This is a genomic window from Acidovorax sp. LjRoot117 (genome assembly GCF_964252695.1).
Lineage (GTDB): Bacteria > Pseudomonadota > Gammaproteobacteria > Burkholderiales > Burkholderiaceae_C > Acidovorax.
Map to the genome: position 1 here is coordinate 256,308 of NZ_CAXUPO020000006.1, position 21,268 is coordinate 277,575.

Annotated in this window: 18 protein-coding genes and 2 pseudogenes; 11 read left to right on the forward strand and 9 right to left on the reverse strand. The window is 62.8% G+C overall.

All coding sequences use genetic code 11. The features are described 5' to 3' along the window. The first annotated feature begins 43 nt into the window (after positions 1 to 43). From ACSQ3D_RS17675 to ACSQ3D_RS17690, 4 genes are all read left to right on the forward strand, one after another. A complete protein-coding gene (locus ACSQ3D_RS17675; RefSeq protein WP_436127782.1) occupies positions 44 to 4,192 on the forward strand; it encodes an RHS repeat-associated core domain-containing protein in 4,149 nt (1,382 codons plus the stop codon). 125 nt (positions 4,193 to 4,317) lie between these two features. Then, a complete protein-coding gene (locus ACSQ3D_RS17680) occupies positions 4,318 to 4,776 on the forward strand; it encodes an ankyrin repeat domain-containing protein (protein WP_436127760.1) in 459 nt (152 codons plus the stop codon). A gap of 200 nt (positions 4,777 to 4,976) precedes the next feature. Continuing rightward, positions 4,977 to 5,798 (forward strand): hypothetical protein, encoded by an 822-nt coding sequence (locus ACSQ3D_RS17685; RefSeq protein ID WP_436127761.1) that lies wholly within the window; start codon positions 4,977 to 4,979, stop codon positions 5,796 to 5,798. Further along, positions 5,704 to 6,546 carry an RHS repeat domain-containing protein gene (locus ACSQ3D_RS17690; RefSeq protein ID WP_436127762.1) on the forward strand — a complete coding sequence of 281 codons (843 nt, stop codon included), beginning with the start codon at positions 5,704 to 5,706 and terminating at the stop codon, positions 6,544 to 6,546. The genes ACSQ3D_RS17685 and ACSQ3D_RS17690 overlap by 95 nt, the downstream gene beginning before the upstream one ends. Positions 6,547 to 6,754: 208 nt before the next feature. On the opposite strand, the gene ACSQ3D_RS17695 is transcribed toward ACSQ3D_RS17690, so the two are convergent. Continuing rightward, positions 6,755 to 6,976 carry a hypothetical protein gene (locus ACSQ3D_RS17695; protein ID WP_436127763.1) on the reverse strand — a complete coding sequence of 74 codons (222 nt, stop codon included), beginning with the start codon at positions 6,974 to 6,976 and terminating at the stop codon, positions 6,755 to 6,757. On the opposite strand from ACSQ3D_RS17695, the pseudogene ACSQ3D_RS17700 reads away from it, so the two are divergent. Next, positions 6,911 to 7,618, forward strand: a pseudogene (locus tag ACSQ3D_RS17700) (IS5 family transposase); the annotation flags it as partial. The gene ACSQ3D_RS17695 and the pseudogene ACSQ3D_RS17700 overlap by 66 nt on opposite strands. A gap of 78 nt (positions 7,619 to 7,696) precedes the next feature. Further along, a pseudogene (locus ACSQ3D_RS17705) lies at positions 7,697 to 7,960 on the forward strand (integrase core domain-containing protein); the annotation flags it as partial. A 524-nt stretch (positions 7,961 to 8,484) separates the two neighbouring features. Here ACSQ3D_RS17705 and ACSQ3D_RS17710 read toward each other — a convergent pair. From ACSQ3D_RS17710 to ACSQ3D_RS17740, 7 genes are all read right to left on the reverse strand, one after another. Further along, positions 8,485 to 8,655 (reverse strand): hypothetical protein, encoded by a 171-nt coding sequence (locus ACSQ3D_RS17710; RefSeq protein ID WP_436127764.1) that lies wholly within the window; start codon positions 8,653 to 8,655, stop codon positions 8,485 to 8,487. Positions 8,656 to 8,881: 226 nt separating this feature from the next. Then, entirely contained in the window at positions 8,882 to 9,286 is a 405-nt protein-coding gene (locus tag ACSQ3D_RS17715; RefSeq protein WP_056409850.1) for a RidA family protein, read from the reverse strand. A 17-nt stretch (positions 9,287 to 9,303) separates the two neighbouring features. After that, entirely contained in the window at positions 9,304 to 11,019 is a 1,716-nt protein-coding gene (locus tag ACSQ3D_RS17720; protein ID WP_436127765.1) for an AMP-binding protein, read from the reverse strand. Between the two features lie 6 nt (positions 11,020 to 11,025). Next, on the reverse strand, positions 11,026 to 12,231 hold the full coding sequence (locus tag ACSQ3D_RS17725) for an acyl-CoA dehydrogenase family protein (RefSeq protein WP_436127766.1): 1,206 nt from the start codon (positions 12,229 to 12,231) through the stop codon (positions 11,026 to 11,028). A 4-nt stretch (positions 12,232 to 12,235) separates the two neighbouring features. Continuing rightward, positions 12,236 to 13,090 carry an enoyl-CoA hydratase family protein gene (locus ACSQ3D_RS17730; RefSeq protein WP_436127767.1) on the reverse strand — a complete coding sequence of 285 codons (855 nt, stop codon included), beginning with the start codon at positions 13,088 to 13,090 and terminating at the stop codon, positions 12,236 to 12,238. After that, complete coding sequence (locus tag ACSQ3D_RS17735; RefSeq protein ID WP_436127768.1) at positions 13,087 to 13,578, reverse strand: MarR family winged helix-turn-helix transcriptional regulator; 492 nt, start codon at positions 13,576 to 13,578, stop codon at positions 13,087 to 13,089. The genes ACSQ3D_RS17730 and ACSQ3D_RS17735 overlap by 4 nt, the downstream gene beginning before the upstream one ends. Before the next feature lie 2 nt (positions 13,579 to 13,580). Further along, positions 13,581 to 15,959 (reverse strand): bifunctional salicylyl-CoA 5-hydroxylase/oxidoreductase, encoded by a 2,379-nt coding sequence (locus ACSQ3D_RS17740; protein ID WP_436127769.1) that lies wholly within the window; start codon positions 15,957 to 15,959, stop codon positions 13,581 to 13,583. Between the two features lie 122 nt (positions 15,960 to 16,081). On the opposite strand from ACSQ3D_RS17740, the gene ACSQ3D_RS17745 reads away from it, so the two are divergent. Both ACSQ3D_RS17745 and ACSQ3D_RS17750 read left to right on the forward strand, forming a co-directional pair. Continuing rightward, positions 16,082 to 17,350, forward strand: a complete 1,269-nt coding sequence (locus ACSQ3D_RS17745; RefSeq protein WP_436127770.1) for a class I SAM-dependent methyltransferase — start codon at positions 16,082 to 16,084, stop codon at positions 17,348 to 17,350. Between the two features lie 36 nt (positions 17,351 to 17,386). Beyond that, positions 17,387 to 17,710: a DUF1840 domain-containing protein gene (locus ACSQ3D_RS17750; RefSeq protein ID WP_056164194.1), complete on the forward strand. Its 324-nt coding sequence runs from the start codon at positions 17,387 to 17,389 to the stop codon at positions 17,708 to 17,710. Between the two features lie 166 nt (positions 17,711 to 17,876). On the opposite strand, the gene ACSQ3D_RS17755 is transcribed toward ACSQ3D_RS17750, so the two are convergent. Next, on the reverse strand, positions 17,877 to 19,004 hold the full coding sequence (locus ACSQ3D_RS17755) for a Bug family tripartite tricarboxylate transporter substrate binding protein (protein ID WP_436127771.1): 1,128 nt from the start codon (positions 19,002 to 19,004) through the stop codon (positions 17,877 to 17,879). 254 nt (positions 19,005 to 19,258) lie between these two features. On the opposite strand from ACSQ3D_RS17755, the gene ACSQ3D_RS17760 reads away from it, so the two are divergent. The 3 genes from ACSQ3D_RS17760 to ACSQ3D_RS17770 all read left to right on the forward strand — a co-directional run bounded on the left by ACSQ3D_RS17760 (position 19,259) and on the right by ACSQ3D_RS17770 (position 21,137). Further along, positions 19,259 to 19,813, forward strand: a complete 555-nt coding sequence (locus ACSQ3D_RS17760; protein ID WP_436127772.1) for a M23 family metallopeptidase — start codon at positions 19,259 to 19,261, stop codon at positions 19,811 to 19,813. Then, a complete protein-coding gene (locus tag ACSQ3D_RS17765; protein ID WP_436127773.1) occupies positions 19,813 to 20,421 on the forward strand; it encodes a hypothetical protein in 609 nt (202 codons plus the stop codon). The genes ACSQ3D_RS17760 and ACSQ3D_RS17765 overlap by 1 nt, the downstream gene beginning before the upstream one ends. 104 nt (positions 20,422 to 20,525) lie before the next feature. Beyond that, entirely contained in the window at positions 20,526 to 21,137 is a 612-nt protein-coding gene (locus ACSQ3D_RS17770; RefSeq protein WP_436127774.1) for a hypothetical protein, read from the forward strand. Positions 21,138 to 21,268 lie beyond the last annotated feature (131 nt).

Below are 21,268 nucleotides of genomic sequence, written 5' to 3' on the forward strand. Positions count from 1 at the left end.
AGCCTCGTACAGCCTTTGATTTGTTTCTTTCACCGTGAACTTCATGCAACGCCCTTTCCTCGCCGTCCAGACAGCTTTGATTCTGGTGGCTGCAGTATTGCTGCCAGCGCCCGCCCAGTCCCAGCCCATCAGCCAAAGCGTGCGGCTACCGAACCAGGAATACACGGAAAGCAGGCGCGACATTGCAGTGAAGGTACTTGGTGGGGAGGTGGCGATAGAGCGTACATGGACAGGAGGCCGGTGGTACCTGAACCCTGCGTGGTCCAACCTGCGGCTCATCCCCGATCCCTTGGGGGGCGTCTTGGCCGTGCAGCGCGCAGGCAGCCTGTACGAGCGCACCGGCAGTCAGGCTGGCCAGAGTGCTGGCAGCATCTACCGCTTTGACGCCAACAACCTCATCGCTCAGACCGCTACCGGCTGGCGCTGGTACGACCGCCTGGGGCACAGCGTGTACTACGACGCCTCCGGGGTCATACAGCGCTACGAAGACCCGAACGGCGTGCAAGTGAGCTTCGGGCGAGACGCGAGTGGCCAGATCAACACCGTCAACGACCACCACGGCCGCGCCGCGCTCAGCCTTTTCAGCGACAGCGAAGGGCGCGTCACCCGCGTGAGCGACAGCACTGGGCGCAGTGTCAGCTACCAGTGGAGTGGCAGCGGTGCCGACAGCCAGCTCAGTCAGGTGACAGACCTGCTGGGCCAGCGCTGGAAGTACGACTACAACGGCCAAGGACAGCTCACGCGCCGCACCAACCCTGAGGGCGGGCAACTGAACATCACCTACCTCAGCAGCCCTGCAGCTGTTCCGGCGAGCTCCGGCTTTGCGGGCACGGGGGCGGGCAGCGGTGCCGGTGTAAATACTGGCGGTGGCGCTACTCCCAATGTCGGTGTAGCCTTCAGTGGCCAAACCAAAGCTCCCCTGCCACCGGTGGCGCGAGTGTCCAGCATTCAGGACGAGGGCGGCGCCACCACCCTGTACCGTGTCGAGTACGACCGCGTGCGCCAGCAATACACCATCACCAGCCAAGACCCCACGGGCGCCAGCCGCCGACGCGTATACAACAAGACAGGCCTGCTGCTGCAAGACAGCACCAACGACCAGATGCAAAGCCAACGCATCGTCGACAGCGTCAGCCAGGAGCGCAGCATTGACGCCCGCGGGCAAACCACCACCACCCAGTACGACACTGCGCGCCAGCCGCTACAGATCACCTACCCAGACGGCAGCCGCGAGAGCTACCAGTACGACGCCCAAGGCCGCACCGTGCGGCACACCAACACCCTGGGTGCCGTCAGCACCTGGGCCTATGACGCCAAGGGCCGCGAAGTCGAACACACCGAAGCCCTGGGCCAGCCCGAGCAACGCACCACCCGTAGTACCTACGACCCATGGGGCCAGCCCACCCGCCGCACTCGAGGCGCAGGCAATGGCCTGGGGCCGGACACTGTCGCCACTGGCTACGAATACGACAGTGCCGGCAACCTCGTCAGAACCACCAACGCCCTGGGCCACAGCGCCAGCGCCACGTACAACAGCCAGGGCCAACCCCTCACCCAGACCAACCCCCTGGGCCAGACCAGCACCTACACCTGGGACGCGGCCGGCCACCTGCTCGGCAGCACCAACCCCCTGGCGCAGACCACACGCCACAGCTACGACAGCCTGGGCAGACGCACCCAAAGCACCAGTTCAGAAGGCCGCACCCGCCAGACCGTGTACGACGCGGCAGGCCGCGTGGTGGAACAACGCCAGCCCGGTCAAGCCACAGGCACCAAAGTCAGCTACGACGCGGCAGGCCGCGCCGCAGCCACCACCAGCCCTGGCGGCCTCATCAGCACCAGCGCTTACGACGCCCTGGGTCGCATCACCCAGACCACCGACCCTGCAGGCAACACCACCCGGTACGAGTACGGCGCTGCAGGCACGCCCCTGGCCGGCCTGCTGACGGCCACCATCTACCCCACCTACATAGAAACCTACCGCTACGACCAAAGAGGGCGGCAAACCCAGACCATCCAGAACCTGGACGCCACGGCAAGCTCAGGCACCCCAGCCACCCCAGCCAACAGCCGCACCCAGCACCAGGCGTACGACGCCCAAGGCCAGCGCATCAGCAGCACCGACCCGGCGGGCAACAGCACGCTGTACCGCTACGACGCGCTGGGAAGATTGGTGGAAACCATCGACAGCCTGAACCAGAGCACCAAGCAAAGCTGGGACGCACAAGACCAACTCGTGGCCGTGACTGATGCCAACGGCAACACCCACCGGTTCGACTACGACAAGGCAGGGCGCCTTACCAAAGAAACCAGACCGATGGGCGGAGCCATCCAGTACAGCTACGACGCGGCAGGGCAACTGACCCAGCGAACCGACGCCGGAGGCAACACCCGAAGCTACGCCTACGACGCCGCAGGACGCATCACCCTGGAAGAACACCGCCTGCAGGGCAGCCAGCTGGACCAGCGCATCGGCCGCCAGTACGACAAAGACGGACTGCTGGCGAGCTACGAACAGCAAGACGGCGCAGGCCGCCTGATCAGCAGCGCCAGCTACACCAAAGACGCACAGGGCAGCACCACGCAAAGTGCGATCACCTACGGAAAAGTCGATGCAGCGGCAGGAGCGGGGTCTGGAGCCGGGTCAGGAGCAGGAACATTCAGCTTCACCATCGGCCAGGGATTCAACGCCGACGGCCAACTGCAAAGCCACACCTACCCGGACGGCAGCCAGCAAGCCTACACATACGACAAAGGGCGCTTGGCCCAGGTCACCCTGCCCGACCAAAGCCGCATCAACTACCTGGACTACCAATGGATGCAGCCCACCCGCATCCAGACCCCGGGAGCGGCCAAGACCCAGACATTCGACGCTCTGCAAAGGCACACCCGCATCGAAGTCAGAAACAACGCCAGCCAGCTACTGGCAAGCAAGAACTACCAATACGACTTGGCGGGCAACATCACGCAGATCGACAGCGACTTGGGCAACACCCAGTACGGCTACGACAAACTCAGCCGCCTCACCCAGGCTGCACCAGACAACAACCTTAAGAACCTGGGCCTGCCGCTGGAGCAATACAGCTACGACCCGGTGGGCAACCGTACGAGCAGCGGTCACCAGCCGGGAATGTGGAGCTACAACGGGGACAACCAGCTCGTCCAGTACCCGCGCACCACGCCCTTCAGCGGTGCACCAGCGCAGAACACGCAGGTCACCTACACCGCACAGGGGCACACGCAGAATGAGAAAAGTGGGGCTTGGCAAAGAGACTACCGCTACAACGCGGCCGAGCGTCTGATCGAGACGAGCCAGAACGGGCAAAACACCAGCTACCGATATGACCCGTTTGGGCGAAGGATCAGCAAGAGCATCGGCAGTGCAAGAGCGGGAGCGGGCGCAGGACCATCAACGACCACGTACTACCTGTACAGCGACACCGGGCTGATGGCAGAAACCGACGGCCAGGGGCAACTGATCAAAGCCTACGGCTTCAATCCCAAGGCAGCACAACAAGGGTTGTGGAGCACGGATCCAATCTGGCAGGCCGACGTGACAGCCAACAGCTTGACCAGTACCTCCACGAGCTACCACTATCTGCACACGGACCACTTGGCAACACCAACCTTGGCGACGGATAAGACGGGCAGCACTACATGGAAGGGGGCGTCAGAGGCGTTTGGGGCGACTACCACGACGATCCAGGCCATCGATATGAACCTGAGGTTCCCTGGGCAGTATTGGGATGGAGAAACGCAGACGCATTACAACTTTAATCGAGACTACATGCCGGGGGTGGGTAGGTATATCCAGGGCGATCCACTAGGGTTGGCTGGCGGTAACAATTTTTTTGCTTATGCAAATTCTAATGGAACACGGTATGTTGATCCACAAGGAAAATTTGGCTTGGTTTTGGCTTGTGTAGCTAACCCTGCTTGCGCATTTGTGGGGCTGGTTATTATCTATGAAGGCTGCAAAGCTATTATTAATAATGCGACGATGTCATCGCAGGGGGGGGTGATTGGTGGTCTACGGATTCCGATAAGAAAACAGAATGGGAGGTGGTGCATAAAATTTGTGACAAACCTATTGCACGTCCAGTGCCGGGTGATGAAAAATCATTCTGCGAATTCTGGCGGGCGCAGCTTGATAGGGCGGTTAGCTGTTTTAATGCAAGAAAGGCTTGGATGAATAAATGGGATGAAAATAATCCAAAGCATGAGGTGCCATTGGAGCAAGTTAAAAACACAATTGAGAAAGCACAAAGAATAATAAATAAAGAGTGTTGCAAGGAATGTGAATAATATTTGTTTAATATGCTTGATGATATATTTATGCAGGCATTCTATGCCGTGCAACTGAGTGATTTATCGTTGCTGGAGAAATGTGTTAAAAATTGCGGGGTGAATGCGCGTGAGTTTGATGATTCTGGTGATACTCTTTTGATTTTTGCTGTTTCTATTGGGTCGGTCAAGGTTGTTGAGTATTTGGTGAAGAATGGTGCTGATCTATATCTCAAGAACTCTCTGGGAGACAACGCATTGCATTACGCCGCGAAATGGAGCGGAAAAGAAATCGTGGAGCTGTTAGTGAGTGCGCAAGAAGATTTAGATGTCATAGGGAAAGACGGATTTACTGCATCAAACTATGCTGCTGCCTTCAAGAATTATGAGGCGGTTGAGGTATTGCGTGGTGCTGGTGCTTCTTTTGATATTAAAGATGAAATATTTTTGCAAACTGCTAATGAGAGATTGATAGAGCAAAGTTATTTTTAATACTATTTCTCGATGTTTGTGCAGAGCATCCTGACCGCAGCTTTCAGCTCCACCCTTTTGTCAATTCTTACGCCGACGGCCAACTCAGCAGCCAGACCTACCCGGACGGCAGCCAGCAAAGCACCACCTACGACAAAGGACGCCTAGCCCAGGTCACGCTGCCCGACCAGAGCCGCATCAGCTACCTGGACTACCAATGGATGCAACCCACCCGCACCCTGAGCCCAAGAGCGGCCAAGACCCAGGCGTTCGACGCCCTGCAAAGACACATCCGCATCGAAGTCAGAAACAACGCCAGCCAGCTACTGGCAAGCAAGAACTACCAATACGACTTGGCAGGCAACATCACGCAGATCGACAGCGACCTGGGAAACACCCAGTACGGCTACGACAAACTGAGCCGCCTCACCCAGGCTAGCCCGGACACCCACCTCAAGAGCCTGGGACTGCCGCAAGAGCAATACAGCTACGACCCGGTGGGCAGCCGCACCAGCAGCGGCCACCAGCCGGGAGTGTGGAGTTACAACGGGGACAACCAGCTCACCCAGTACCCGCGCACCACGCCCTTCAGCGCGGCACCAGCGCAGAACACGCAGGTCACCTACACCCCGCAAGGGCACACGCAGAGTGAGCAAAGCGGGGTCTGGCAAAGAGACTACCGGTACAACGCGGCCGAGCGTCTGATCGAGACGAACCAGAACGGGCAAAGCACCAGCTACCGGTATGACCCGTTTGGGCGAAGGATCAGCAAGAGCATCGGCAGTGCAAGAGCGGGAGCAGGACCATCAACGACCACGTACTACCTGTACAGCGAGACGGGGCTGATGGCAGAAACCGACAGCCAGGGGCAACTGAGCAAAGCGTACGGCTTCGATCCCAAGGCAGCGCAAAGGGTTGTGGAGCACGGATCCGATCTGGCAGGCCGACGTGAGAGCCAACAGCAACAGCTTGACCGACCGAGCCACGATCTACCACTATCTGCACACGGATCACTTGGCAACACCGACCCTGGCGACGGATAAGACGGGCAGCACTACATGGAAGGGGGCGTCAGAGGCGTTTGGGGCGACTACCACAACGATCCAGGCTATCGAGATGAACATCAGGTTCCCGGGGCAGTATTGGGACAGTGAGACCGGAGCGCATTACAACTTCCATCGGGATTACGTGCCAAGCCTCGGCAGATATGTGCAATCTGATCCGATCGGATTGAATGGTGGGGTCAACGAATTTGCCTATGTTGAGGGAAATCCTTTGATGCGTAAAGATGCCTATGGTTTGTTTTCTTCTGGGGCTGATTTTGCTCTGGTGCGTCACTTTTACGGGGGAACAGGCAGCTATATGGACATATCTGAATGGTGCGGCGACTATGTTTCTGATGCTCAAGTTGAAGGGTCCATTGAATCAATAAAAAAAGATATTAAAATTCAAAACAAAAAACTACTCGGCTTTCGAGGTACCCTTCAATATCAAATCAAGAAGAACCGAAATTTGGTTATTAGTCCTTTCTCGATTTATTCTTTTGGCAGCGGAAATGGGCATATGCAAGATGCCGACTGTATCGCTTCAGGGGATGGTTGTTGCGTTGAAAGCAAATGCTCTTTGACTGCGAAAGCTTTCGACAGATTTACAGATCCTGTAGATTTGTGTCAAAGATGGGGAGTTTGCGGTGGTTTTCGCGACTTGGGAGGAGTTGCCTTTAATTTTGGATTATCTTGCTCGTCGAAATATAGTGCTAAGGATTGTAAAAATGGTTGCTGCGGAAATTAAAAATTTTTTTATTTTGTAGTCGGTGTTTTTGTCTCTGTACTTTTGTATCAATTGGTTAGATCAATTTATTATTTCTTGCAAAATGATGCTCCTGAAATGGGGGTGATTTACCCCATTATTTTTTCACCAATTATATCTATTCCATTGGGGGTAACTGGATTCTTCGTTGTTAAGATGGTTTTATCTATGAGGGAGACGGATTTTTCCGCTAAAAAATGGTTTTTGTCTGGTTGTTTTGTTTCTTTTTTATTGCCACTTCTTGATATTTGCATATTTCTAAAGAGAGTTTATTTTTAAGAGGTAGCTGTCGCATCCGGATGATTGGGAACCTCTCAAAACCCAGCCCCTCTTTGACCCAAAACGCCTGAGTCGCCATAGCCATGATCACCCCCCGAAGTTCGACCTGTTCGCCGAGGTCTCGCGCCAGCACAAGAGGGATGAGGCGGGCGATCCGTTGCAGGTGATCGCACGGCACATCGACTTCGCGCAGCTGGCCCGGCTGGTGGATGCAGTCATCGAGCGCGGCGATGGCTGCAAGGGCGGGCGGCCCAGCTACCCCACCGAGGTCATGGTGCGCATCCTGGTACTGAAGCGGCTGTACAACCTCTCGCGCGAGCAGATGCAATACCAGTTTCTGATCGTGCGAGCTATCAGCGTTTTTGCCTGCTGCAGGACGCGATGAACGTGCCGAACCGCAACACAATCTGGCGCTTCGGCGAGCGCCTGGGCGCGGATGGGGCGACGGCGCTGTTCCAGGGGGGGATGCGCAACTGCAGCGCCACGGCTACATCGCCCGGGGCGGACAGGCCATCGATGCCACGCTGGTGCCCGCGCCCCGCCAGCACCTGGGCAGGCAAGAGCGCCAGGCACTGTCCGAAGGCAAAACGCCCGAGTGGAGCGAGGCTCAGCCCGGCAAAAGGATGTGGACGCCACGCACACCAAGAAGCACGGCAAGAGTTACTTCGGCTACAAGCTCAGCGTCAGTGTGGACCTCAAGCACGGCTTCATCCGCCGCCTCGCCACGGGCACGGCCAGTGAGCACGACGGGCACCACTTCGACGAGGTACTGGACCAGCTACCGGTATGACCCGTTCGGGCGAAGGATCAGCAAGAGCATCGGCAGTGCAATAGAGGGAGCGGGCGCAGGACCATGACAAGGCCCAGGACGCCCAAAACCAATGGCATGGTGGAGCGCTTCAATAGACGCATCGCAGACGTGCTCAAGACCCACCACTTCAACAGTCCCGAGGACATGCAGCAGACCTTGCGGCGCTATGTGGCGCTGTACAACCACCAATTGCCACAGTCAGCGCTGGGCAGCAAGACGCCCATGCAGGCCATGAAAGAGTGGTACCAGGAGCGCCCGGATCTGTTTCTCAAGCGGCCACATGATCGTCCGGGATACGACACGTAACGAGTACCTCTTCAGCGAAGGTCGTAAACCGAGTTTGTTTGAGCGTCAACAAATCATGGGAAGGGTGCAGGACCTGTATCCCCATCAGCCTAGTGGAAAAAACCCTTCGGAGGTTAATGATGCAAGAAACCGTCAATGCAGCTTCCCTTACAGGATCTGAAGCGCTCCGAAAGTATGAGGCTGGCCTGCGCGTTGTCTGTCCTGTGTGCGCTGTAGCGCTTCAGCCCATTCCCGCAGGAGTGCAGCCGGGGCATTCCATATCCGGCCTTGTGTGCCCGACAAACCAGCGACATTACCTGCTATATGGTGAAAATGAGGCTTCCATGAAGAACATCCGTGCATTCATGAAGGAGCTTGGAGCAAAGAGGAAGTAGGTCCATTCCGCCACAAGCCAATCGTGTACCGCCTGGATATCCGCAATAAAAAACGACAAAGCCTCCCCACCCTGGCGCGTAGGCCGGGGTTGGCGAGGGCTTCGTCGTTGGGGTTGGGGCGCTGCCTGCTGTTGCTGCCGACCTGCGCCGTCAGTCCTGCACCCCCGCGCGGTTCATCGCCGCCAGCACGGCCCGCATCTCCTGGGAGCCGATCACGTTGGTATTGAAAACCGCATAGGTGGGCGTGCCCGGGCTGCTCCCTTCGCTGCTGGCGGTGGTCATCAGCCGGATGTCGTTCAGGCGCCCCGGCATCAGCAGCACGAAGAGTGCATCGAAGTCTCGCGCGTGGGTCCAGCACCTGGTTCACGAAGCGCTGGCGGGCCTTGGGCAACTGGGCGATCTGCTCGATCTGCTGCTCCCACTTACCCAGGCAAGCCCGGACAACAGCCTCAAGAACGTGAGAGGTTCTGCCCAAACGGACTGGATCGAAGTTTGCGGCCTGTCGGTCGGGCCCGACCGGCTCAGCACCGGCGTACCCAGTCACCCATCACTCCCCATCCGGCACCACCGCCGTTGCCTCAATCTCCACCTTCGCCCGCTCCTCCATCAACCCCGCCACCTGCACACACGCCATCGCCGGAAAATTCTTCCCCAGCACCTCGCGGTACACCGCCCCCAGTTCCTTCAACCGCGCGTTGTACTCCTGGCGGTCCACCACATACCAAGTCAAACGCACCAGATGCTCCGGCCCCGCCCCACCGGCCTGCAGCACCGCCCGCACGTTCAGCAACGTCTGCCGCGTCTGCGCAATGAAGTCATCGCTCTCGAACTGCTGCTGCGCATTCCAGCCGATCTGCCCGCCGGTAAACACCATCGTGCCGCGCGCCGCCACGCCATTGGCATAGCCCTTGGGTGCCACCCAACCTTGCGGTTGCAAAAGTGTGTTGATCATGTTGTTTCTACTATCTTCTAAGACGACGACGACGACGACGAAGACGACGATAAGGGAGACGGAGCAGGCGAAGGCGCGCCCGCAGCCCCCTGGCGCAGCTTGAACCGCTGCAGCTTGCCCGTCTCCGTGCGCGGCAATGCGGTGACGAACTCCACCACCCGCGGGTACTTGAACGGAGCAATCGTGGCCTTCACATGGTCCTGCAAAGTCTTCACCATCGCCGCGTCGCCCGTGTGCCCGGGTTTCAGCACGCAGATGGCCTTGACCACCATGCCGCGCTCTTCGTCGGGCACGCCGATCACGCCGCACTCGGCCACCGCGGGGTGGCGCAGCAGGGCGTCTTCCACCTCGGGGCCGCCCACGTTGTAGCCAGCGGTGATGATCATGTCGTCGTCGCGCGCCTGGTAGAAGAAGTAGCCGTCGGCGTCCTGCGTGAACGCGTCGCCCGGGTAGTTCCAGCCGTCCTTCACATACTTGGCCTGGCGCGGGTCGTCCAGGTACCTGCAGCCCGTGGGGCCGACGACGGCGAGCTTGCCCACGGTGCCCAGCGGCACCTCCTGGCCGTCGTCGTCCACCACCTTGGCGGTGTAGCCGGGCACGACCTTGCCGATGGCGCCGGGGCGCGTGTCGCCGCCCGCCGACGAGACAAAGATGTGGAACATCTCGGTGGCGCCGATGCCGTCCGTCATGTCGATGCCGGTAGCGTTTTTCCACAGCTGGCGCGTGGCGTCGGGCAGGCCCTCGCCCGCGCTCACGCTGATGCGCAGTTGCGGCAGGCCGATCTGTTGGGCGAACGGCGCCATCTGCCGGTAGAAGGTGGGCGCGGTGTAGCAGATGGTGACGCCCGCATCGCGCATCAGCGTGACCATGGTCTCGGGCGTGTAGGGCTGGTCCGGGAAGTACACGCTGGCCCCGGCCCACATGGGGAAGACGAGCAGGCCGCCCAGCCCGAAGGTGAAGGCCAGCGGCGGCGATCCGGCCACGATGTCGTCGGGCGTGGCCTTGAGCACGTGGCGCGGCCAAGCCTCGCAGGCGGCGAGCACGTCGCGGTGGGTGTGCACGGCTGCCTTGGGCGCGCCCGTGGTGCCGGACGTAAAGGCCATGAGCGCGATGTCGTCGGCCGATGTGGGGCAGGGCGGTGTGGTGCCGGGCTTGGCCTGGGCGCGCTGGATCAGGTCGGCTGCCTCGGGCGCGGTGTGGAACGGCACGATGGCAGCCAGCACGGGTTGCTGCGCCTGCGCCGCCTGCAGTTCGGCCAGCAGGCGGCCGTCGCACAGCGCCAGCGTGGGCTGTGCGCGTTCGATGATGCTGGCCAGCTCGCCCGCACGCAGCAGCGGCATGGTGGCCACCGCGATCAGGCCGGCGTACACCGTGCCCAGCCAAGCCAGCGCCATCTCCACCGTGTTGCCGCCGCGCAGCAGCACGCGGTTGCCGGGCACGAGGCCGTGGTCCTGCGTCAATACCTCGGCGATGCGCGCCGCTTCGGTCCAGGCGTCGCGGTAGGTGTACGTGCGGTGCGGGCCGCGCAGCAGGGGGCGGTCGATGTGGCCGGCGCGCTCGGCCTGCTCGAACAGCGCCTGCACCAGGTTGGCCTGCGCGGCGATCTGCTGCTCGGGCAGGTCGTAGTGCAGCGTGGGCCAGGCCTCGGGTGGGGGCAGGCGGTCGTGCACGAAATGGTCGGGCTGGGCGGACGGGGCGGTGCTGCTGCTGCTGCTCGTGCTGGTGCTGCTCATGTCGTGTTACTCCTGCAGGGTGGCCTTGCCGATGATGAGTTGCTGCACTTCGGTGGCACCTTCGTAGATGCGCAGCGAGCGGATGTCGCGGTACAGCGACTCGACCTTGCTGCCCACCTCCACGCCGCGCCCGCCGTGCAGTTGCAGCGCCATGTCGATGACGCGCTGGGCGTTTTCGGTGGCGGTCATTTTTGCCATCGCGGCTTCGGCCGTGACCCGGGCCTGGCCTGTGTCGCGCAGCCAGGCCGCGCGGTAGGTGAGCAGCGCGGCGCTGTCCACCAGCGCGGCCATCTCGCCGATCTTGGCCTGCGTGAGTTGGAAGTCCGCCAGCTTCTGGCCGAACATGCGGCGCTGGCGCGCGTGGTGCACGGCCTCAGCCAGTGCGCGGCGCGCCATGCCCAGCGCGGCGGCGGCGACCGACGCGCGAAAGATGTCGAGCGTGCGCATGGCCAGTTTGAAACCGCCATTTTCTTCGCCCAGCAACGCGTCGCCAGGCACTTTGCAATCGGTGAACTGCAGCGTGGCCAGCGGGTGCGGTGCCATCACGTGGATGTGGTGCGAGGCATCGAGCCCCGGCGTGTCCGCATCGACGATGAAGGCGCTGATGCCGCGCGTGCCGCCCGCCGGGTCGGTCTTGGCGAACACGCAGTAGAAGTCGGCAATGCCGCCGTTGCTGATCCAGGTCTTGGTGCCGGTCAGCGAATAGGAGCCGTTGTGGCCGCTATCGCTGGATGGATGAGCGCAAGTAGCTATCGTTTGCATAGCGCCCACATCGGAGCCTGCCTCGGGCTCGCTCAGCGCGAATGCCGCGATCAGTTCGCCGCGCGCCACGCCCTGCAGGTAGTGCGCCTGCTGCGCGGGGCTGCCGGCCAGCGTGATGGCGCCGCTGCCCAGGCCCTGCATCGCAAAGGCAAAGTCCGCCAGCGGCGAGTGGTAAGCCAGTGTCTCGCGCAGCAGCACCAGCGCGCGCGAGTCGAGTGCGGGCAGCGCGCCGCCGTGTTCGGCAGGCACGCAGTAGCGCAGCCAGCCGCCCGCGCCCAGGCGCTGCACCCAGTCGCGGCAGGCGGCGCGGTCGTCGGTTTCGTCGACCTGCTGCGCGGCGGCCCAGGGCACCAGGCCGTCGGCCAGCGCGCGGTGGGTGTCGTCGAAGAAGGGCAGGGCCAGGTGCGCCGTGGAGGGGGGGCGAGGAGCTGGGGGCGTTGCGACGTGCATCTTCTCAATCCCCTTGGAACACAGGCTTTTGCTTGGCCGCAAACGCCTCGTACGCGCGCCGGAAGTCTTCGGTCTGCATGCAGATGGCCTGCGCCTGCGCCTCGGCCTCGATGGCCTGCTCGATGGTCATGCTCCACTCCTGGCTGAGCATGGTCTTGGTCATGCCGTGGGCAAAGGTGGGGCCGTCGGCCAGCGTGCGCGCCGTGGCCTGCACGTTGGCCAGCAGGTCGGCGCTCTCATACAAATCATTGAAGAAGCCCCAGGCCAGGCCTTCGTGCGCCGTCATCGCGCGGCCGGTGAACAGCAGCTCGCTGGCGCGGCCCTGGCCGATCATGCGGGGCAGCAGGGCGCAGGCGCCCATGTCGGCACCGGCCAGGCCCACGCGGGTGAAGAGGAAGGCGGTCTTGGTCGCCTGGGTGCCGTAGCGCATGTCGCAGGCCAGCGCCATCATCGCGCCCGCACCGGCGCAGATGCCGTCGATGGCGCCTAGCACGGGCTGCGGGCAGGCGCGCATGGCCTTGACGAGGTCGCCCGTCATGCGCGTGAACTCCAGCAGCTCGGGCATGGTCATGGTGGTCAGCGGCCCGATGATCTCGTGCACGTCGCCGCCCGAGCAGAAGTTGCCGCCCGCGCCGGTGACGACGATGGCCTTCACGTCGGTGGCAAACCGCAGCGCGTAGAAGAACTCGCGCAGCTCCGAGTAGCTCTGGAAGGTGAGCGGGTTCTTGCGGTCTGGCCGGTTGAGCGTGACGGTGCCCACACCGCCGTCGAAGCTCCACGCAAAATGCTCGGCCACGTAGCGGGCCTCTGGGTTGAACTGCTCGCGCATGGGGTTGCTGGCCCCGATGAAGTGTTTCATTCGGCTGTCTCCAAAGAGTTGTCTTGGGTGTGTTCCTTCACCTTGCCCAGCAGGCGGTGCAAGGTGGCGATGTCGCGTTCGCCCAACGTGGCAAACGCCTCGACGATCCACTGCTCGTGCTGGCGCGCCATGTCGTTGAACTGCTGGCGGCCTTGCGGCGTCAGGCGCACCAGGTAGGCGCGGCGGTCGCCTTCCACGTCCAGGCGCTCCACCAGGCCCTCGGCCACCAGCTGGTCGGTGATGCCGGTGATGTTGCCGCTCGTCACCATCATGCGGCGCGAGAGCTCTTTCATCTTCATGCCTTCGGGCGCGCGCTCCAGCTGCGCCATCAGGTCAAAGCGCGGCAGCGTGGTGTCGAACTGCGCGCGCAGGTTGCTGCGCACCTGCTTTTCGATGAGCTGGGTGCAGGTGAGCAGGCGCAGCCACAGGCGCAGGGCCTCGGGGTGCTCGCTGGGGGCGGCGCCGTGCAGGCGGGCTTCAAGGTCCATGGCTAGCCTTCTTCCTCGGCCGATGCTCTGTTTTTGATAGCTGATGGCGCTTGTGCAGCCAGCGCTGCGACCTGCTTTTGCTTGGCGATCTCGCGCAGCATCTGGTCGCGGCCGCTGGCGTACTGCACCGGCCAGTCGGTGTGCGCGGCGGCCACGGGGCTCAGCTGCGCAGCGGCGTGCAGCGTCCATGCCGGATCGGCCAGGTGGGGGCGGGCGATGGCGCACAGGTCGGCGCGGCCGGCGGCGATGATGCTGTTGGCGTGGTCGGCCTCGCTGATCGCGCCCACGGCCATGGTGGCAATGCCCACCTCATTGCGGATGCGGTCGGCAAACGGCGTTTGGTACATGCGGCCGTACACCGGCCTGGCGGCGCGCGTGGTCTGGCCGGACGACACGTCGATCAGGTCGGCGCCTGCGGCCTGGAACAGGCGCGCAATCTGCACTGCATCGTCGGGCGTGGTGCCGCCCGGCGCCCAGTCGTGGGCCGAGATGCGCACGCTCAATGGCTTGTCGGCCGGCCACACGGCGCGCACGGCGGCGAACACTTCGAGCGGGTAGCGGCAGCGGTTGTCGATGCTGCTGCCGCCGTATTCATCCGTGCGCTGGTTGGTGATGGGGCTGATGAAGCTGGCCAGCAGGTAGCCGTGCGCGCAGTGCAGCTCCAGCCAGTCGAAGCCGCAGGCCGCGGCGCGCTCTGCGCTGGCGACGAACGCGGCGGTCATCCGGTCCATGTCGGCGCGGGTCATGGCGGCGGGCGCCTGGTTCTGCTCGCCGTAGGCCAGGGCGCTGGCGGCCAGCAGGGGCCAGTTGCCATCGGGCAGCGGCTCGTCCGTGCCTTCCCAGCCTACGCGCGTGGAGCCCTTGGGGCCGCTGTGGCCCAGCTGCAGGCCGATCTTGGCGGTGCTGCTGCCGTGCACAAAGTTCACGATGCGCGTGAACGCGGCCTGCTGCGCATCGTTCCACAGCCCGGTGCAGGCAGGGGTGATGCGGCCCTCGGGCGTGGGGCTGGTCATCTCCACCATCACCAGCGCCGCGCCGCCCAGCGCGCGCGCGCCCAGGTGCACCAGGTGGAAGTCCTGCGGCACGCCATCGACCGCGCTGTAGGTGGCCATGGGCGAGACGACGATGCGGTTCTTGAGCGTGAGGCCCTTCAACGCAAAGGGCGTGAGCATCGGGGGAACGGCTGTCTTGCCACCGGCCAGCCAGGTTTCATAGCCCTCCAGCCACTGCGCGTCGCGCAGCCGCAGGTTTTCGTGGCTGATGCGCTGGCTGCGGGTGAGCAGCGAATACGCGAACTGCTCCACCTCCATGCCGGTGTAGCGGTTCACGTTCTCGAACCATTCGGTGGAGTTGCGCGCGGCGTTCTGGATCTTGAGCACCTCGACGCTGCGGCGCGCCTCGTAGTGGGTGAGGATTTCATCCATGGGCATGCCGTTCGGCAGCCCGGTGGCGAACTCGTTGGCCAGGTCGATCGCGTCTTCGAGCGCGAGCTTGGTGCCGCTGCCGATCGAGAAATGCGCGGTGTGCGCCGCGTCGCCCATCAGCACGATGGGCACCTGCTTGCCGCCGATGGTCTCGCAGTGCACCCAGGTGTTGCAGATCACGCGCGGAAAGCGGATCCAGTTGGCCGAGCCGCGCAGGTGCGTGGCATTGCTGATGAGGGCGTTGCCATCGAGGTACTTGGCAAACAGCTGCTCGCAGAACGCAATCGCCTCGGGCTGCTCCATCTGGTCCAGGCCGTGGGCCTTCCACACCGCTTCGGGCGTCTCGATGATGAAGGTGGAGGTGTCGGCGTCGAACTGGTAGGCGTGCGCCTGGAACCAGCCGTGCTCGGTCTGCTCGAAAGCGAAGGTAAAAGCGTCCAGTTTCTTGTGCGTGCCCAGCCAGACAAAGCGGCACTCGCGCAGGTCGATGTCAGGCTGGTAGGTGGCGGCGTAGCGCGTGCGGATGCGGCTGTTGAGGCCGTCGCTGGCGATCACCAGGTCGGCGTTGTACTGCGCAGCCAGTGCCTGGTCGTCGGCCACATCGGTCTCGAACACCAGCTCCACGCCCACGGCCAGGCACCGGTCCTGCAGGATGTTGAGCAGCCGCTTGCGCCCGATGCCGCAAAAACCGTGGCCGGTGGACCGCACACTGCGGCCCTTGAAAAACACCTCGATGTCGTCCCAGTGGTTGAACGCGTCGCCGATGAGCGCGGCCGTGGGCGCGTCGGCCGCCTGCAGGTTGGCCAGCGTCTGGTCGGACAGCACCACGCCCCAGCCAAAGGTGTCGAACGGCCGGTTGCGCTCGACCACCGTGACCCGGTGGGCAGGGTCTTGCTGCTTCATGAGCAGTGCGAAATAAAGGCCTGCGGGCCCGCCGCCAATGCAGAGGATGTTCATGGGAAAATAGTTTAGGCTTAAACAACATGCTGTCAATGGGGCCTTCCCGGCGACCCATGGCGCGGGCAAGGTCATGGCCCCAGGTGTTGACGCAGTGCAGCAAGCTGCCAAAAATAAATTGCATGAAGCACCTTCTGAACACCCTGGAAGGGCGGCTGGCGGCGCTGCCGGTGCCGATGGCCGTGCAACTGCCCGCCGGGCAGCAACTGGGAGCGCGCGACCCCGCGGTCACGCTGCGCTTTCGCGACCGCCTGGCGCTGGTGGCGCTGGCCACGGGCGAGATCGGCAACGTGGGCGCCGCCATCGTCGAAGGCCGGGTGGCGCTGGAGGGCGGCATGCGCGACCTCATGGCCGCGGCCGCGGGCCTGCTGACGCGCGATCCGGCCCGCGACCAGCACCATGGCTGGTGGCAGCGCGTGCTGGCGCGGGCCCGCTCCATGGCCCTGCACACCCTGGGGCACGATGCGCGGCATGTGCAGTTCCACTACGACCTGTCCGACGACTTCTATGCGCTGTGGCTGGACGAGCGGCGCGTGTACTCGTGCGCCTACTACCGGGACGCCGCCCTGGACCTGGCGTCCGCGCAGGAGGCCAAGCTCGAACACATCTGCCGCAAGCTGCGCCTGGCGCCCGGCGAGCGCTTTCTCGATATCGGCGCGGGCTGGGGTGGCCTGCTGCTGTGGGCGGCCGAGCATTACGGCGTGGACGCCACGGGCATCACGCTGTCGCACCACCAGCATGCGCACGTGCAGCGCCTCATCGCAGAGCGCGGCCTGCAGGGCCGGGTGCGCATGGAGCTGCGCGACTACCGCGAGCTGCCGCCCGGCCAGCCCTTCGACAAGATCGCCTCGGTCGGCATGTTCGAGCACGTGGGCCGCGCGCAGATGGGCCGCTACTTCGACACCGTGCACCGCCTGCTGCGCCCGGGCGGCCTGATGCTGAACCACGGCATCACCGCCGGCGCGGTGGACAACGCGCAACTGGGCGCGGGCATGGGGGATTTCATCGAGCAGTACATCTTTCCGGGCGGCGAGCTCATCCATGTGAGCGCGGTGCTGCACGACATGGCGCGCGCGGGCCTGGAGATGGTGGACACCGAAAACCTGCGCCCGCACTACGCGCGCACGCTGTGGGCATGGTCCGACAGGCTGGAGGCCCGCCTGCCTGCGGCGCGCGACGTGCTGGCCGCACACTGGGGCAGCGAGCAGGGCGATAAAGTCCTGCGTGCGTACCGCCTGTACCTTGCAGGCAGTGCGCTGGGGTTCGAGCGCGGCTGGATGGCCCTGCACCAGATGCTGGCCGTCCGGCCCGACGGCGACATGGCCACGGGGGCGATGCCCGGCGCACAATCGGACTATCCGTTCACCCGCGAGTACATCTACCGCAGCTAAGTCTGCTTCATCCAACCAAGAAAACGGTTCACCTCCATGCTCTACAAATTCAAATCCCGCGCTGCAGCCGACCTGATCATGCTCGAGCCGCAAGGCCGCCAGGTCGTGACCATCATGGGCAAGACGCCGGGTGCCAGCGGCATCGTGACGGTCGCCCAGATCCCTGCCGCCATCGCAGCGCTCGAGTCGGCCGTGGCCGCCGAAGAAGCCCTGCCGGCCTCTGCAGACGCTGACGGCGACGACGAAGCCACCACGCAGGAACGCGCCGAGACCGTGCGCCTGCGCCAGCGGGTGGCACCGCTGATCGACATGCTCAAGCGCAGCGCGGCCGAGGGCGCGGATGTGGTCTGGGGTGCGTGATCAGATGTGATCTGATCTGGACTCGCACTGGGGCGGACGGACGCCCTGGCCGCCTTTGAATCACTGCCGGAACATGCCCGCAGCGATCCGGCAGGCATTCAAATTTGAAAGAGGCGCATAGTTGTGGCGACAGCGCGTGGCGCGATGGCCGCGCCGTCAGCGGCGATCAATCCACCTTCGCTCCCGACGTCTTCACCACTTGCGCCCACTTCTTGTGCTCGTTGTCGATGTGCCTGGCGAAGTCGGCGGGCGTGTTGCCCCCAGGGATCGCGCCCTGCGCCACCAGCCGCTCCTTCATCGTCGGCGTGGCCAGCGACTTGGCGACTTCCTGTTGGATGCGGTTGACGATGTCTGGCGGTGTGCCAGCAGGCGCCAGCAGGCCGAACCACGAGCTGGCTTCGTAACCCTTGAGCGTGGGGCCGCCCGCCTGCTCCACTGTGGGCACATCGGGCAGGGCGCTGGAGCGCTGCGAGCTGGTCACCGCCAGCGCCGTGAGCTTGCCCGCCTTGATCTGCGCCATCGACGACGGCAGGTTGTCGAACATCACATCCGCATTGCCCGCCACCATGTCCAGCAGCGCGGGGCCCGAGCCGCGGTAGGGCAGGTGCAGCATGAAGGTGCCCGTCATGCTCTTGAACAGCTCGCCCGCGAGGTGGATGGACGTGCCGTTGCCGCTCGACGCCATGTTCATCTTGCCCGGGCTGGCCTTGGCCACGCGGATGAAGTCCTGCACGTTGGAGATGCCCTGGGCCTTGGCCTTGTCGGCATTCATCACCATCACGTTGGGCACCGCAGCGACCATGGTGATGGGCACGAAGTCCTTGATCGGGTCGTACGGCAGCTTGGCATACAGCGCGCGGTTGATGCCGTGCGTGCCCACCGTGCCCATCAGCAGCGTGTAGCCGTCGGCGGGCGACTTGGCCACGATCTCGGCCCCCACATTGCCGCCCGCGCCCGCACGGTTGTCCACGATGAACTGCTGTCCGAATGCACGGCTCAGTTCGGGCGCCATGGCGCGGGCCAGGATGTCGGTGGTGCCACCCGGGGCGAACGGTACCACGATGCGCACGGGCTTGGTGGGCCAGCCGCCGCCGGTCGTTGGCGCTGCGGTCTGCGCATGGGCAGCGCCCGGTGCTACCAGCAGCGAGCCCGCCGCGGCGATGGCGAGGGCTCCGAGCGCGCTCAGGGTGAAGGCGAGCGCAACGGCCTTGCGGCGGCTGCGCGCCTGGCTGCGGGCCTGGATCTGTGCGCTGGTGCGCGCGGGTTGGTAGGGGGCTGGTTGCGGCTGAGCCATGGGCGGGCTTTCGTAGTACGGATGGTCTTGCAGCTCGACGGCTGTGACTCTCTTTTTACGTGGGCTCGGACGCCCTGCGCAGATGGGATAACCCGTATCAAGTGCCTACTTTGCTACATTGTTCTGCGGGGTTGTAGCCCGTTACACGCGAGCAAGTCTGTTACGCCCTCTCGTGGCTGAAAAGAATTTTCGACTCCTATGATTCGCGCCGCCAGCACCCGGTAGAGGTGCTGCGAATCAGGAGGGATTTGTCGATGGGTTTTCTGGCATGGCCTTTGGAGAGCAACCGCATCCGGCGTGATGTGACGAACAACACTTTCGGCACGGTGCGGACCAACGCCGATGGGACGAAGCGTGATCACCAAGGGTGGGACTTGGTGGCGACTCCGCTGACGGCTTGTTATGCGATTGCGGATGGAACGATCAAGATGCTCGACTTTGCGGTCCGTGGATACGGCAAATCGATTGGGCTCGAGTTCTCGTTCCAGGGTCGCACTCTGTACGCGGTTTATGCACACTTGAGTTTGGTCAACGTAGCGCCCGAGATCAAAGTGATGCAAGGCGAGGTGATCGGATACACCGGTAACTCCGGGAACGCGAGGGGGATGACGGGCGAGGACCAGCATCTGCACTTTGAGATCCGAACTGATTCCAGAGGCGGGAACGGCTTGGCAGGGCGGGTCGACCCGGCAACCCTGTATGGCCGCGCACCGAGGGGCGTGGCAATCTTGGAATCCCATGGGCAAAAGCGTCTTTTGTCCGGCAGTACCGGTCTGAAAATGAATGCAGCGGACATGAGGAAATGGTGATGAGCAAACGTACTGCTTTGGCGTTGGCATTTTGTGCGGTACTTGCCGCTTGCAACCCGCAAGAGCAGCCCACGCCGACTGCAGTCTCCGACGCCGAGGCGCTGGTTGGAAAAGAGTTTTTGATCTCTGCATCGAGGGGAGGGTTCGTTGAAAGCTCTCCCTGCGAGTTCGTGAGCGGGAGCTCCATATTGGCGAACGGTAAGGATCAGGTTGGCTGGTATGACGGCGTTGCGTTGTGCCGTGGTGAGCCAGTACTATTTCTTTCCAAAACGCGCGACAGTCCGCAGTTGAAAGACGGCGACACCCCCCTCCTCAGCCTACCGCACAAAAAAATCGTCGCGGTGAAAGCTTTGCCCAAGGTGTTCAACTACACCGAAGGGGAAGACGGTGGGAAAGATCCGCTGGAGCTGATCAGTCCCTTTCCAGGACAGTGCCGAACAGACCTGCCAGACGACCCGTATTACTACGTGCTGGTCAGATGGGGCGGGAAAGACTCGGTGTCCGGGCCCCCTGGCATCGTGGCCGTGTGGAGCGTGAATTTGGCGAACCAACGCTACGTATCCCTCGACCCTCGGCGTTTTTCGTGCGAACAGGTGACCATGGATTGAGCAGTGCGCGCGCCGCTTTGACGTGCTGTTTAACGTGCCTTTCTAAGGCTCTGGCAGTCCGTTTGATGTGTAGAACAAGAATCGTGCAGGGTAAGGTTGTGGGTATGGCGAGAAAGCAGGGCGTTGCAGCCGCACTTGTGGGGATGGCGCTGGCTGCCTGCCAGCCTTATGCAGGCGAAGAAGCTCCCGATGCGACCGCGTCGCTTTTGGTAGGCATCGAATACATGGGAGTCCCCCTCAGTGATTCGGTGGCTGAGGGCGTACCTTGCCGGTTCGTCTCCAGTGGTGGCGTCGCAAAGGATGGCGTAGAGCTGTCAGGCTGGGTCGAAGGCCAGGTACTGTGCAACGACCGCATACCGTACATCTTCCTGGCGAAGAAAATCGGTCAATCGAAATTTGCTTTCTCTTTGGGAAACCCACCTGGCCCGTACGCGCTCCGCAAGATCGTGGCCGTACAGAAGTTGCCACCGGTCTCCAATTACAGCGATGGTGACATCGACTCGGATCTTTTCGAACTCGTGGACTCTTGGGCCGGGCAATGCGATCTCGACGGTCAGGGCGGAAACAGCTTTGTGGGCTTGGTGCGCTGGAACGGTTATGAAGCCGTATCGGGGCCACCGTGGATCGGGGCTGTGTGGGGATTCGATGTCGACGCCGGACGTGTGGTGCAGATCAGTCCGGAGCGCTTGCGTTGCGAACCGATGTTGATGGACTGAGCACCAATCTCGGCCTGACATGACTGCCTGAGCGTTTGACTGATCAACTCGCGGGCTACCCCGAAGCACTGGTTGATGAGCGCGCCAGCCGTGAGGCGGGCCCACCCCCGCCAGCCGAGCGTCACCCCCCA

What these genes read in the sequence shown, in the direction of transcription:
- ACSQ3D_RS17740 (WP_436127769.1), bottom strand. Translation starts at nt 15,959, where the DNA reads ATGAACATCCTCTGCATTGGCGGCGGGCCCGCAGGCCTTTATTTCGCA.
- ACSQ3D_RS17720 (WP_436127765.1), bottom strand. Translation starts at nt 11,019, where the DNA reads ATGAGCAGCACCAGCACGAGCAGCAGCAGCAGCACCGCCCCGTCCGCC.
- ACSQ3D_RS17745 (WP_436127770.1), top strand. Translation starts at nt 16,082, where the DNA reads ATGAAGCACCTTCTGAACACCCTGGAAGGGCGGCTGGCGGCGCTGCCG.
- ACSQ3D_RS17755 (WP_436127771.1), bottom strand. Translation starts at nt 19,004, where the DNA reads ATGGCTCAGCCGCAACCAGCCCCCTACCAACCCGCGCGCACCAGCGCA.
- ACSQ3D_RS17725 (WP_436127766.1), bottom strand. Translation starts at nt 12,231, where the DNA reads ATGCACGTCGCAACGCCCCCAGCTCCTCGCCCCCCCTCCACGGCGCAC.
- ACSQ3D_RS17675 (WP_436127782.1), top strand. Translation starts at nt 44, where the DNA reads ATGCAACGCCCTTTCCTCGCCGTCCAGACAGCTTTGATTCTGGTGGCT.
- ACSQ3D_RS17730 (WP_436127767.1), bottom strand. Translation starts at nt 13,090, where the DNA reads ATGAAACACTTCATCGGGGCCAGCAACCCCATGCGCGAGCAGTTCAAC.
- ACSQ3D_RS17680 (WP_436127760.1), top strand. Translation starts at nt 4,318, where the DNA reads ATGCTTGATGATATATTTATGCAGGCATTCTATGCCGTGCAACTGAGT.
- ACSQ3D_RS17685 (WP_436127761.1), top strand. Translation starts at nt 4,977, where the DNA reads ATGCAACCCACCCGCACCCTGAGCCCAAGAGCGGCCAAGACCCAGGCG.
- ACSQ3D_RS17750 (WP_056164194.1), top strand. Translation starts at nt 17,387, where the DNA reads ATGCTCTACAAATTCAAATCCCGCGCTGCAGCCGACCTGATCATGCTC.
- ACSQ3D_RS17735 (WP_436127768.1), bottom strand. Translation starts at nt 13,578, where the DNA reads ATGGACCTTGAAGCCCGCCTGCACGGCGCCGCCCCCAGCGAGCACCCC.
- ACSQ3D_RS17715 (WP_056409850.1), bottom strand. Translation starts at nt 9,286, where the DNA reads ATGATCAACACACTTTTGCAACCGCAAGGTTGGGTGGCACCCAAGGGC.
- ACSQ3D_RS17760 (WP_436127772.1), top strand. Translation starts at nt 19,259, where the DNA reads ATGGGTTTTCTGGCATGGCCTTTGGAGAGCAACCGCATCCGGCGTGAT.
- ACSQ3D_RS17770 (WP_436127774.1), top strand. Translation starts at nt 20,526, where the DNA reads ATGGCGAGAAAGCAGGGCGTTGCAGCCGCACTTGTGGGGATGGCGCTG.
- ACSQ3D_RS17765 (WP_436127773.1), top strand. Translation starts at nt 19,813, where the DNA reads ATGAGCAAACGTACTGCTTTGGCGTTGGCATTTTGTGCGGTACTTGCC.